This is a genomic window from Oerskovia jenensis (genome assembly GCF_016907235.1).
GTDB lineage: Bacteria > Actinomycetota > Actinomycetes > Actinomycetales > Cellulomonadaceae > Oerskovia > Oerskovia jenensis.
In genome coordinates this window covers 2,320,449-2,332,909 of sequence record NZ_JAFBBO010000001.1, presented here as the reverse complement: position 1 = coordinate 2,332,909, position 12,461 = coordinate 2,320,449, and the positions used below count along the sequence as shown (strand labels likewise).

Genomic DNA, 12,461 nt, shown 5'->3' with positions numbered 1-12,461 from the left:
CCGTGATGGTCGACGTGACCGAGGTGCGGCCCGAGCTCGCGGACTCCGCGCTGGTCGACGCGATCGTCGCGGCCGACCGCACGGTCCGCACCGAGGTGGGCGAGCCGCTGCTGCGCATGGAGGACGTGTCGGTCGTGTTCGGCGGCCTGACCGCGCTCGACGCCGTGACGTTCGACATCCGCCGTGGCGAGATCCTGGGGCTCATCGGTCCCAACGGGGCCGGGAAGACCACGGCCTTCAACGCCATGACGGGCGTCTACCGTCCTACCAAGGGGCTCGTGCGGTTCGACGGGCAGGTCCTGGGCAAGGCCAAGCGCAACGAGATCACGCGCCTCGGCATCGCCCGGACCTTCCAGAACATCCGCCTGTTCAACGAGATGACGGCCCTGGAGAACGTGGTCGTGGGGACCGACGCGCGGCACCGGACCTCGGTGCCGGGCGCGCTGCTGCGCACCCGGCGCCACCGGCAGGAGGAGCGCGACGCGATCGACCGGTCCATGGCGATCCTCGAGTTCGTCGGGGTCGGGGCGCGCGCCACCGAGAAGGCGCGCAACCTGTCCTACGGCGAGCAGCGGCGCCTGGAGATCGCGCGGGCGCTCGCGACCGAGCCCAAGCTGCTGTGCCTCGACGAGCCCGCGGCGGGCTTCAACCCGGCGGAGAAGGAGGCCCTCATGGACCTCATCCGTCACATCCGTGACGACGGGTACACGGTCCTGCTCATCGAGCACGACATGCGCCTCGTGCGGGGCGTGACGGACCGCATCGTGGTGCTCGAGTTCGGCAAGGTCATCGCCGAGGGCACCCCCGAGGACGTCACGGCCGACCCCAAGGTCATCGCCGCCTACCTGGGCGTGCCCGACGAAGAGCTCGAGGGAGACACCGATGCCCCTGCTTGAGATCACCGACATGACGGTCGCGTACGGGCGGATCGAGGCCGTGCGCGGGGTGTCGATCACGGTCGAGGAGGGCGAGCTCGTGACCCTCATCGGGGCCAACGGTGCGGGGAAGACGACGACCATGCGCGCGGTCTCGGGCATCCGGCCGCTGTCGCGCGGGAAGATCGTGTTCGACGGCAAGGACATCACGCGCATGAAGCCGCACCTGCGGGTTCTGGAAGGGATCGTGCAGGCGCCCGAGGGGCGCGGGATCTTCCCCGGCATGACGGTCCTGGAGAACCTCGAGATGGGCGCCTACGGGCGCACGTTCGAGAACAAGGCCGTGCACGACGAGACCCTGGCCCGGGTCTTCGAGCTGTTCCCGCGGCTCGAGGACCGCACGTCGCAGGTGGGCGGGACCATGTCCGGGGGCGAGCAGCAGATGCTCGCGATCGGGCGCGCGCTCATGGCCCGGCCACGGCTCATGCTGCTCGACGAGCCGTCGATGGGCCTGGCGCCCATGGTCATCCAGCAGATCTTCCGGATCGTCTCGGAGATCAACGCGCAGGGCACCACGGTGCTGCTCGTGGAGCAGAACGCGCGGCAGGCGCTGTCACGCTCGCACCGCGCGTACGTGCTCGAGACGGGGGAGGTCGTGCGGTCCGGGGGCGGCCGGGAGCTGCTCGCGGACCCGAGCATCAAGGAGGCGTACCTCGGGGTGGCCTGAGCGGTGGTGCGCCCCCTGTGCACACTGTCCCCAGGTCTGTGGATAACTTTGTGGACAGGCATGGGGACAACGTGTGGACGACGGGCGGCACCTTCGGGAGCCGCCCGTCTCGCCGCCGGCTCACGGCCGGGCTCACCGGCGGGCTCACCGCCGGGCGGGCAGAGGATGAGCGGACCGTGGGTGCCCCGCGAGCGCCCGGCGGCGACGGCTTCTCAGGAGCCGAGTCGCTCTTTGGCAGACAGCACCCGGAGCACTGCGGCGTCGACCTTCGCCGCGAACGCCGGGTCGCCCTGCGCGCGCTCGACGAGCGCAGTCGCCATCGCGGGGATCACCGTCGGGTCGGCCGACGCGAGCACCATGTCGCCCCCCGCGGCGACGGTCAGGACGGCCCTGTCTCCCGGTGACCACGCCTGGACCTGCTCGGCCTTCGACACGTCGTCGGTGATGACGACGCCCCCGAACCCCAGCTCACCGCGCAGCAGCCCGTCCACGACCACGGGCGAGAACGCAGCGGGGAGGCCGGCGTCGATCTCGTCGTAGATCGCGGTCGACGTCATGACGAACGCGGCCCCGGCCGCGATGCCCGACCGGAAGGCCGCGATCGACGGGTCGTCGCGCGTGGTCACGGCGTCCCGCACGTCCGCCGTCGTGTCGGTGTTGCCCCCGACGCGACCCAGCCCGGGGAAGTGCTTGATCGCGACGTCGACGCCACTGGCCTCCATGCCCGCGCTGAACGCGTTCGCGTGCGACGTCACGCTCTCGACCCCGAACCCGTAGTTCCGCTCGAAGTACCCGATCGGTGCGTTGGTCGCCGCCGTCTCGGGGCTCGTCACGACGTCCATGACGGGCGCGAGGTTGAGGTCGATGCCCACGTCCGCGAGCTCCTTGCCCCACGCGGTGGCCTGGCTCTGGAGCTCCGCGGGGGCCAGCGTGGACTGCTCCAGGGCGCTCGGCATGTCGGAGAAGCCCGGGCCGCGGAGCACCTGGACCCTGCCGCCCTCCTGGTCGGTCGAGACGAACAGCGGGGTCCCGTGCGTCGTCTCGTCGGACACGAGCGCCGTGAACGAGTCGACGAGGTTCTTGACCGGCGCCGCGCCGGCCTGGGTGCGTCCTGCGAGGAAGACGTTGCCCACGTGGTGCTGGCGGATCGCGTCGTAGCTCGCCTGGTCGACCTTCCCCACGTTCACCCCGACCATCAGGAGCTGGCCCACCTTCTGCTCGAGGCTCCACCCGGCGAGGGGGGCCGGGGCGTCGGTGGTCGGGTCGGGTGCGGGGGTGGGGGTGGGCGTCTCGGTCGCGGTGGGGCGGGGCGTGCCCGACGGCGGAGCGCTCGTCGGGGAGGGCGACCCGCCTCCCGGGGAGCACGCGGCGAGCAGCAGGACGGTGGTGAGCAGGGCGGCGCTCGTGGCGCCTCGACGGGACGACCTCATGCGTCGACCCTAGGACGGGTCCAGGGTGCACCGCGTCGCAGGGTGGCACCGGGGGCGTGTTCTTCGCGTCACGTGCCGGGGTGCGGGGTGCTCCGCTGCCGAGCATGCGGTTGTCGTCGGCCGAGCATGCGGTTGGCGTCCGGAATCCGCCGATTCCGGACGCCAACCGCATGCTCGGCGACGGGAGCTGCGCCGCACGGGGAGGCGCGCCGGGCGGGGAGTGGCCGGGCGTCAGCCGGCGAGGTGTCGGCCCACGGGGTAGGGGGTCGCGATCGGCCGGCCCACGGTCAGGGCATCGCGCATCGCCGGGTCGAGGTCGGTGAACACCGCATCGGCCTGCGTCCCCGTCGCGTCGAGGACGGAGCTGAAGAAGCAGCGCGCCGACGCAGCCAGGATCACGTCGAGGATCTCGCCGTCGTCGAGCCCGAGGTCGCGCAGCTCGGTGAGGTCGGGCTCGGTCATGTCGGCGGCCCCGGCGGCGACCTTGTCCGCGAGGTCCATGACGGCGCGGTCGATCGGGGAGAGCTGGACGGTGTCGTGCCCCTCGGCGACCTCGCGCACGGCGTCGGCACCGACGTGGTGGTCGGCGAGGACCGCGCCGTGTGCGAGCGCGCAGTACGTCGACCGGAGCCGCAGCGCCGCCGCGAGGGTCGCGAGCTCGTACCGGCGCGGCGACATGGACGCCTTGATCGCGCCGTTGAGCCCGATCCACGCGTCGAGCACCGCGGGCCGGTTCGCGAGGAGCCGCGTGAGGTTCGCGACGTACCCCAGCGACTCCTGGTCCTTCGCGAACGCTGCCGCGACAGCGCCACTGGGCTCGCTCTCGTCGGCCTCTCGGATCCAGCTCATGGCAGGTCTCCTTCCCGGGCGGCTGTGCGCTCGCGGTAGGGAGCACCGCGCCCCGGGGCTGTCCTTCCAGGCTGGCACGGCGGCAGCGGGACCGGAAGGTGTCCCGCGCCGAGCTTGTGGTTCCCGTCGCTCGAGCATGCGGTGGGCATCCTGAATCGGCCGAAAGGCGACGCCCACCGCATGTTCGGCACCGGTCCAGGGGAAATCACCCACCCCCGATCTCGCCGACGCACCCAGGCGGGTCTACCGTCGAAAGCAGGTACGCCCGTCGCTCGACCGGGGGGATCTCATGTGGGCGATCCGTGGACGCGTCATGGCACTGTCGGACGACCGGTCGGTCGCGCCGACCGAGTCCGCGGTCTTCACGGGCCGCGTGTGGATCGACGACGACGGTCGCGTCGCCGCCGTCACGCGCAGCACGGCGAAGGGCCCCCCACGCTTCGAGGGCTGCCCGGTGGTCGACGTCGGGACGTCGCTCGTCCTGCCGGGGCTGATCGACCTCCACAACCACCTCGCGTACGACACGCTGCCCCTGTGGGTCGAGCCGTCGCAGACCGTCCCGTTCGCGCACCACGACTCGTGGCCCCGTGCGAAGACGTACGCCGCGAGCACCACGTGGCCTGCGTACGCGTTCATCACCGCGAGCCCGCAGGAGCTCCTCGCGTACGTCGAGACCAAGGCGATCGTGGGCGGCACGACCTCGGTCCAGGGCTCACCGCCCATGAACCGTCCACGTGACGGCTGGCTCGTGCGCGAGATCGACGACGAGAGCTTCGGGACGGGCGACCGCACCATGGTCCTCACGTCGGTCCTGACGGCCAAGCCCACCGACCTCGCCGACCGCGCCAACCGCATGCGCGCGGGCTCGCTCTTCGTCTACCACTGCGCGGAGGGGCAGCCCGGCAGCCTGGTCGCCCGCGAGTACACCGACGCGGAGGCCGCCGGCTGCCTCCAGCCGCGCTTCGTCGCGGTGCACGCGACCGCGGTCGACGCGGCCGGCTTCGCCCGCTGGACGAACCCCGGTGCCGTCGTCTGGTCCCCCTTCTCCAACCTCTGGCTCTACGGCGTCACCACGGACGTCCCCGCGGCGAGGGCAGCGGGGCTCGACGTGTGCCTGGGGGCCGACTGGGCGCCGTCGGGCTCGAAGAACGTCCTGGGCGAGCTCAAGGCCGCGCGCCTCGCGGCCGACCACGCCGGGTGGGACCTCGACGACGAGGCGCTCGTGCGCATGGCGACCTGCGTGCCCGGCGACGTCCTCGCCCGGGCCTGGGGGCGGCAGACCGGACGGCTCCAGTCCGGGGCGCTCGCGGACGTCCTCGTGCTGCACGCCGAGCGCGGCGCCGACCCGTTCGCCACGGTGGTCGCCGCGACCGAGGAGGACGTGGACCTCGTCGTGATCGACGGCGTCGCGCGCTACGGGACTCCCGCACTCATGCAGGAGGCGAGCGCGCCCGACCGCACGGCCCTCACGGTCGGCTCGCGCGACATGCGCCTGAGCCTCACGCGCCCCGACGACGGCACGACCCCGTGGGCGTGGACCGACGTCGTCGACCGTCTCGAGGAGGTCCGTGCCGACCCCGCCGGGCAGATCACCACGGCCCAGGCGCAGGCCTCCGCGTGGGCGGGCAGCCTGGGGGACCCGGGCGCGCCGCTGCGCCTCGCGCTCGACATGCCCACGGGCGTCGGCCCCGTCGGGGGCCTGCCGCGCGACCTCGGCCAGATCGAGGTCCCGCCGCTCGAGACCCTCGCGCCCGACGACGCCTGGCTCACCCAGGTCGTCGGGCGCGGCTTCCACGGCGGCGTCCTCGACGGCCTGCGCGCCTACTACGACTGAAGGGGGCGAGCCCCATGGCCCGCGCTTCCGACGCTCCCGCCGACGGGGCTCCGCTCGATCCCGCGCAGGTCCGCGTCGAGCGTCTCCTCGCCGAGGCCGTCACGGCCGAGAGCCTCGCGGACGTCCCGGTCGCCCTCCACCTCGACGGCGGGGAGCGCCTCCAGGTCGTCGACACGTTCGTCACGGTCCTCGGCGGGCTCTACTCGCACCTGCCGGCCAAGCGCGCCGCGTACGCGACCGATCCCGTGCAGGCCCTCGTGCTGCTGCGCCGCCGCGCGGTCGACCTGACCGACGCCGAGTTCCACCTCGCCCTCACGGGCATCCTCAACGGTCTGCGCGACGCGCACACCCGCTACGTCGGACCCGCCGCGGGCCGTGGGCAGGTCGCGACCCTGCCGTTCCTCGTCGAGGCCCACGGGAGCGAGCAGGACCCGCACTTCCTCGTCACGAAGGTCGACCCCCGCGCCGCGAAGGACCGCTCGTTCGTCGCGGGCGTCGAGGTCGTCGCCTGGAACGGCGTGCCCATCGCCCGCGCCGTCGAGGTCCACGCCGACCGCGAGACCGGCGGGCGTCCCGACGCGCGGCGTGCCCGAGCCCTCGAGTCCCTCACGTTCCGCGCGCTCGACTACGGGCCGCCACCCGACGAGCACTGGGTCGTCGTCGAGTACCGGACGGCGAAGGGCGCGACCCACGAGACCCGCTTCGACTGGACCGTGGTGCGCCCCGGCAAGGCCGGGACAGCGGTCGCCAAGGCCACCCGGACCGCACTCAAGGTCGCGGTCGACCCCGCGGCCGACGCCGTGCGCCGCGCCAAGAAGCTGACCTTCGTGCCCGAGCTGTGGGCCACCGAGGACGAGCCGGCGCCCGCGACACCGCCACCCGCGCCCGCGCGGGCCACCCGGTCGGCCACCGCCCGCGCCGGGGCGGCGGACGACGGGCGAGCGGCGCCGTCGGGCCGGACGGACGACTGGATCCCCACCCCGCTCCAGGACGTGCTCGCCGCGCGGGCGCTCGACGCCGACCACGGCCTGCTGCGCCTGTGGTCGTTCGACGTGGGCGACGACAACGCCTACCTCGACGAGGTGGTCAGGCTCCTCGGCCTGCTCCCCCCGGGCGGTGTGATCGTGGACCTGCGCGGCAACCCCGGCGGTCTCGTCTGGGCCGCCGAGCGGGCGCTGCAGCTCTTCGGCGGGACGCGCATCGTGCCCACGCGGTTCAGCCTCGTCGCCACGCCCCTCACGCGGCTCATGGCCTCGAGCCCCTTCAACCGCCTCGAGCTCGAGGCGTGGAACTCCTCCCTGCAGGACGCCGTGTCCACGGGTGAGCAGTACGCCCAGCCCCTGCCCCTCACGGACGAGAGCTGGTGCAACGACCGCGGCCGGGTCTACCCGGGACCCGCGGTCGCGGTCGTCGACCCGAACACCTACTCGTCGGGCGACCTGTTCGCGGCCGGGTGGGTCGACAACGACGTCGGCCCGCTCGTCGCGGTCGGGCAGGCCACCGGGGGTGGCGGAGCCAACGTCTGGACGCTGTCCCAGGTGCGCGACGCGCTCGCGGGCACCGAGCGCGCGCTCGCGCCCATGCCCGCCGGGACGTCACTGACCGTCGCGGTGCGGCGGACCATCCGCTCGGGCCGGGGCGACGGCATCCCGGTCGAGGACCTCGGGATCGCGGGCGTCCCGTACGACATGACGCGCGACGACCTGCTGCGGGGCAACGTCGACCTCCAGGCGTTCTGCCTGGGGCTGCTCCGCGGCAGGTGATCGGGACGACAGGAGGAGACATGAGCACCGACCACGACCCCGGGCCGCCACCCGAGATCGCCGCGATCTTCGAGCGGCTCCCGAGCTACGGCGAGCACGCCGCGCTGTTCTGGCACGACTGGGGGCCCGTGTTCTACCGCGGCCGCCTCGACCGGTCCGCGCGCCTGCTCGTCGTCGCGTCCGACCCCGGACCGACCGAGCGCATCGCGGGCCGCTCGCTCGTCGGCAACGCCGGGCAGCGCGTCCAGGGTTTCCTCACCAAGCTCGGGCTGACGCGCAGCTACGTGTGCCTCAACGCCTACGCGTACGCGACGCTGCCCTCGCGCGCGGACGAGGCCGCGCGCGAGATCCTGCGCGACCCCGACCACACGCGCTGGCGCAACGAGCTGTTCGACGCCGTCACGGGGCCAGGGCTCCAGGCGATCGTCGCGTTCGGCGCGCAGGCACGTGACGCGCTGGGGCGCTGGGACGGGTTGCCCGACGTCCCTGTGCGCAAGGTCCCGCACCCCTCGAGCCGCGACCCCGAGGCGCTGCTCACCGCGTGGCGCGGCGCGGTCGGCGACCTGCGGGGCGTCGTGACCCCGGACCCCGACGGCGACGCGACAGGCCCGACCTACGGCGCGACCTTCGAGGAGGGCGACTACGCGCCGATCCCGCGCGGCGACCTGCCGTACGGGATGCCCACGTTCTACGGGGACGACGCCTGGATCCGCGCGCTCGGCGAGAACGGCGCCGTCCAGCGGCCGCGCAGCGACGCCCTCCACACGATCGAGTGGAGGGCGCCGGGAGGAGCGGTCTGAGCGAGATCGGGGTCCGGCGGGGCCCGAAGCCCGGCCCCTGCGGCCCCTACGGCTCGCCGCCCGGGATCAGCACCCGGACGCCGCGGCGCTCGAGGACGGTCGTCGTCGTCTCGTCGAGGGTCCGCAGGGTCGCCTCGTCGAAGCCGTTCCCGACCGAGCGCACCAGGAGCGTCGCGGAGCCCGACGTCAGGTAGCGCAACGCCTCGCGCTGCCAGGCGGCGTTCCGGTCGCGCGGCACGGGGTGCCCCGCGGCGTCCTTCCCCCCGACGTCGTACGCGTACCCCGACAGGTCCACGGGCAGCTCGCACCCGCGCGCCAGGTCGCGGCTCAGGACGTCGGTCAGCGCGAGCAGCGCGGGGGAGTCGGCACGGACGCACCCGTCGCCCGGCAGGTGGGACCGCACCGCGGCGGCCGGGAAAGGCACGACGCGCTGCGTCGCCGTCACCCCGGCGCCGAGGGTGAAGCCCAGGCACACGAGCGCCGCGACCGGCTCGCGCCAGCCCCCCGGCACGAGCGAGACCGCGCCCGCGACGACCAGCACGAGCGCCGGGACGACGAACGCCGCGTACTGCTGGTACGCCGACGGCGACGCCACCAGCACGACGGTCTGGACCACGAGCAGCGCGACCCACAGGCGGCCGCGACGACCGACCCAGGCAGCGACCGCCGCCACGAGCACCACGGACAGCACGGCCCAGACCAGGGCGAGCTGCGCCGTCGGGGTGCGGACCCACTCCGCGTTCCCCGTGCCCGCGATCCACGTGAGCCGCTGGAGGACCCCCGTGTCCGTCTCGCGCGGTCGCCCGAGCTGGTCGAGCACGACCATGCGGAACATGTCCGAGCCCGCGGCCAGCGCGAACGGCGCCATCACGACCACGACCGCCCCGACCGCCCCCGCGCCCGCCCGCACCGCGACCCGCCACCCCGCCGTCACGAGCAACCAGACCACCACGACCGCGAGCGGCACGACGCCCCAGATCTTGACGCTCACGCCGAGCCCCAGGACCGCGCCGCCCGCCCACAGCCAGCCCGTCCCGGAGGCTGTGGCGGGGTGCCGGTCCGCATCGAGGCCGCGCAGCACCAGGACGACCCCGCCCAGCAGGCACAGCGACCCCAGCGGCTCGAGCAGCGTGATGCGCTCGGCCCACGCCGCGGCGTACGACACGGCGTACAGGACCCCGCCCACGACCATCGCGGCCGTGCCCCACCGGCGCGCGACCCGCGTCACCAGCACGGCGTTCGCGGCCCCGACGAGCAGGAAGCCCACGCGCGCGGCGGCCAGGGCGTCGCTGTCGCTCGTCCACCCGGTGAGCGCCGCGAAGGGTGTCAGGGCGAGCATCGAGCCGGGCGGGTGCAGGAGCAGGAAGTCGCGGTAGGGCAGGAGGCCGTGCACGAACGCGACGGCCGAGGAGAAGTACACGCCGTCGTCGTAGCCGTGATATCCGCGCAGGCCGACCGTCTGGCCCACGAGGTGCCACCGCACGAGGAACGCGAGCGCCCCGACCCCCGCGGCGACGGCCCAGCCCAGCGCACGGCTCGGCCGGCGGTCCGGGCGAGGGGTGCGGGGTGCGGGGGTCACTTCCTCGAGTCTGCCGGGGGACCTGGAGGACCGCATCTCCCGCCGGCCGGGCGCGAGTGCAGAGCAGCTGCCGTCAGGAGCGCCGATCGACGACACGTACTGCGCACCCAGCGCCAGGACCGGGGTGGGGCCGGCCGGCGCGGCGTCAGAGGTTGAGGAGCGCGCCCGCGCCGATGCCCGCGAGGATGCCGACGGCCATGGTCGAGACCGTCAGGGCGACGGGGTGTGCGGGCGTGGTGTGCAGGCGCTGCCAGACGCTCGGGGCAGGGGAGGCGGTCTGGGCGTGGTGGATCTCGCGGCGCGAGAGCCCGGCCGTGACGGGGGCGGGCTCGGTGGCGTGCTGGGTGCTCATGGTTCGTCCTCCGGGGTTGTGCGTTCACCACGGTAGACACGGTTGCGGGTCCCACGTGACGCGAGATGCGAGTGAAGAGAGTCACGTGGCTCCCGGTGGCGGGGCGTACGGGGGTGGGGTATCCCAGGTGCTATCGAGCCGCCGTGCTGCCGCGGACCACGAGGCTCGTCGCGAGTCCTGCACGACGTGAGATGCCGGTGAAGAGCCTCACGCCACCCCGAGTGCTGGGGCGTCCGGTTGGGGTATCGATCTGCGAAACCGGAGAGAACACGGTTTGGCCTTGCGGTTGACTAGACACGCGTGCACGTCGACCGTGAGTGCTGTGGGACGGGGCATCTACCAAACTGCGACGACCTTCATAAGCCGCCCTATACGTCGTCACTCGGATCGTGCATACTAGGCGCCATGGCCGAACTGGATTCTCAACCAAAGACCCTTCAGACGATCTACAGCTGGTTCAGTCAGAACAAGCTCTACGTAAATCGACGGTACCAGCGCAAGCTTGTATGGACTCTGCCAGAAAAGCAGAAGCTAGTGAGTTCAGTCTTGCGCGAACTCCCAATTCCGGCAGTCTTGCTTGCCGAACGAGAAGGGGGAGCATACGAAATTATCGACGGCTTGCAGAGACTCCATACGCTCATGTCGTTCGTCGAAACTTCCTTTCCAACAGAAGAAGGGGACCTCTTCGACGTTAAGCGTTTCCTGACTGCCCACGAGCGTCAGAAAGCGGTAGGCTTTTCCAAGCCTGCCGGTGAATACGGTCTACTAGGCGCCCGGGAGATCGCAACCTTCCTCGACTACCCGCTATCGATCTCTATCATGCGGGGCGCGTCGGAGGCAGAAGTTGATGATGTGTTTTCGAGAATCAATACCTATGGTCATCTGCTCAGCAACCAGGAGCGGCGACAAGCAGGGGTTCAAGGAGATTTCCCAAAGCTTGTTCGGGAGTTGGCGAGCGAACTAAGAGGAGATGTCTCGGAAGAAACGCTCGAGTTGGCCCAAATGCCAATGATCAGTATCGACTTGCCGAAAATGAAGCACGGCTACGCCGTTCAGGCGGACCAAGTGTTCTGGGTCGCGCAGGGAATTCTGAACGGTGGAAATCTCCGCGATAGCATGGATGAGCAGTGCGTTGCAGACATTGTTGCGAGCATTGTAGGCGGGCAGATCCTTGATAGTTCGAAAGATGCCTTGGATAGCGTCTATAATGCGGGAGACGCCGAGAGCGAGCGGATTTCGTTGGCCCTGGACTCCTACGGGGCGTCTCGCATCAAGGACGAGTTCAAGTACTGCATTCAGGAGGTGCAGAATATTGCGGCTGCGGGCGGCTCGGAGAAGTTGAGAAAGGTCCTCTTCAGGGGGTCCTCAAACAACCCGTTCCCGAACGTTTTCACCGTATTGCTGATTGCGCTTCACGAGTCGCTCGTTACTGAAAAGCGCACCATTGCAGACCATGCCGGAGTTAAGCGTGCTCTCGCAAACTTGAGTGACAGGTTCGACTCGTCAAGAAAGAGTACAATCTCCGACGAGCGGCGAAAGAATGTGAACATTGTTAAAGGCTTGATTGCGAGTTCGCTCGTGGATGGAGCGCCCGATGGGGTGTATTCGAATCCGTCGATGATTGACCTGGATGCAATAATCAGGCGATCGCAGGTCGAAACGGCGCGCTACGAACTCAAGCAGGGAATCCTCGCGTTGGCGGAATCTCGCGATGTGAATTCTTCCGTAATGGAAAAGGTGATAAAGACAATTTGCGGCATTGCGAATTGCGGTCCTGAGGCTGGTGGTGTTGTCTTGATCGGCGTCGCTGACAAGCCTGCAGACGTGCAGCGAATCGCTGAACTGGACGGCGTTACGCCCATTCAGGTCGGAGGGAGAAGTGTGGTCGGCATTACCCGGGAAGCTGGATTGCTCGGAGAAACTGTGGAGCAGTACGTCGGCCGCTGGAAGCACTCGATTAGGAATTCTGGACTTTCCGAACCTCTGCGTTCTGAAGTCCTCAGCGCATTTGATTTTAACGACTACCTGGGGCTGGGTGTGCTGGTTCTCCGAGTTCCAGTTCAGCGTACTCTATCCTACGTCGATGATAGGGTCTATGTGCGATCGCATGACGACACGGTTGAATTGACATCCCCTCCCGAGATCGCGGCTGCGGCTACCAGATTCCGGTGAATCATGTGTGGGGTCGTGTCAACCTCGCGATTCCCGGTCGTCTAATAGGCGCTGGTTGCGTGAGTATTCGAGCGCAAAGT

General features: G+C 70.7%; 10 protein-coding genes. 6 read left to right on the top strand and 4 right to left on the bottom strand.

Features of this window, described 5'->3' with window-relative positions:
- Positions 1-5 precede the first annotated feature (5 nt).
- Complete coding sequence (locus tag JOD49_RS10490) at positions 6-896, top strand: ABC transporter ATP-binding protein (protein WP_239526284.1); 891 nt, start codon at positions 6-8, stop codon at positions 894-896.
- Entirely contained in the window at positions 883-1,602 is a 720-nt protein-coding gene (locus JOD49_RS10485) for an ABC transporter ATP-binding protein (RefSeq protein ID WP_056653240.1), read from the top strand. Before JOD49_RS10490 ends, JOD49_RS10485 begins: the two co-directional genes overlap by 14 nt.
- 212 nt (positions 1,603-1,814) lie before the next feature.
- On the opposite strand, the gene JOD49_RS10480 is transcribed toward JOD49_RS10485, so the two are convergent.
- Positions 1,815-3,032 carry a glycoside hydrolase family 3 N-terminal domain-containing protein gene (locus JOD49_RS10480; RefSeq protein WP_205307142.1) on the bottom strand — a complete coding sequence of 406 codons (1,218 nt, stop codon included), beginning with the start codon at positions 3,030-3,032 and terminating at the stop codon, positions 1,815-1,817.
- A gap of 231 nt (positions 3,033-3,263) precedes the next feature.
- A complete protein-coding gene (locus JOD49_RS10475; RefSeq protein WP_205307141.1) occupies positions 3,264-3,881 on the bottom strand; it encodes a carboxymuconolactone decarboxylase family protein in 618 nt (205 codons plus the stop codon).
- Positions 3,882-4,194: 313 nt separating this feature from the next.
- Here JOD49_RS10475 and JOD49_RS10470 point away from each other — a divergent pair, with 313 nt between their 5' ends.
- From JOD49_RS10470 to JOD49_RS10460, 3 genes are read left to right on the top strand one after another with little or no spacing between them, the layout of a single operon-like run.
- On the top strand, positions 4,195-5,715 hold the full coding sequence (locus JOD49_RS10470; protein WP_205307140.1) for an amidohydrolase family protein: 1,521 nt from the start codon (positions 4,195-4,197) through the stop codon (positions 5,713-5,715).
- A gap of 14 nt (positions 5,716-5,729) precedes the next feature.
- Positions 5,730-7,478: a S41 family peptidase gene (locus JOD49_RS10465; protein ID WP_205307139.1), complete on the top strand. Its 1,749-nt coding sequence runs from the start codon at positions 5,730-5,732 to the stop codon at positions 7,476-7,478.
- Between the two features lie 20 nt (positions 7,479-7,498).
- Positions 7,499-8,278, top strand: a complete 780-nt coding sequence (locus JOD49_RS10460) for a uracil-DNA glycosylase family protein (RefSeq protein ID WP_205307138.1) — start codon at positions 7,499-7,501, stop codon at positions 8,276-8,278.
- A 46-nt stretch (positions 8,279-8,324) separates the two neighbouring features.
- Here JOD49_RS10460 and JOD49_RS10455 read toward each other — a convergent pair whose 3' ends face one another.
- Together JOD49_RS10455 and JOD49_RS10450 are read right to left on the bottom strand one after the other, a co-directional pair.
- Complete coding sequence (locus tag JOD49_RS10455; RefSeq protein ID WP_205307137.1) at positions 8,325-9,857, bottom strand: glycosyltransferase 87 family protein; 1,533 nt, start codon at positions 9,855-9,857, stop codon at positions 8,325-8,327.
- A gap of 145 nt (positions 9,858-10,002) precedes the next feature.
- On the bottom strand, positions 10,003-10,209 hold the full coding sequence (locus tag JOD49_RS10450) for a hypothetical protein (protein WP_205307136.1): 207 nt from the start codon (positions 10,207-10,209) through the stop codon (positions 10,003-10,005).
- Positions 10,210-10,614: 405 nt separating this feature from the next.
- Here JOD49_RS10450 and JOD49_RS10445 point away from each other — a divergent pair, with 405 nt between their 5' ends.
- Positions 10,615-12,381, top strand: a complete 1,767-nt coding sequence (locus JOD49_RS10445; RefSeq protein ID WP_205307135.1) for a GmrSD restriction endonuclease domain-containing protein — start codon at positions 10,615-10,617, stop codon at positions 12,379-12,381.
- Positions 12,382-12,461 lie beyond the last annotated feature (80 nt).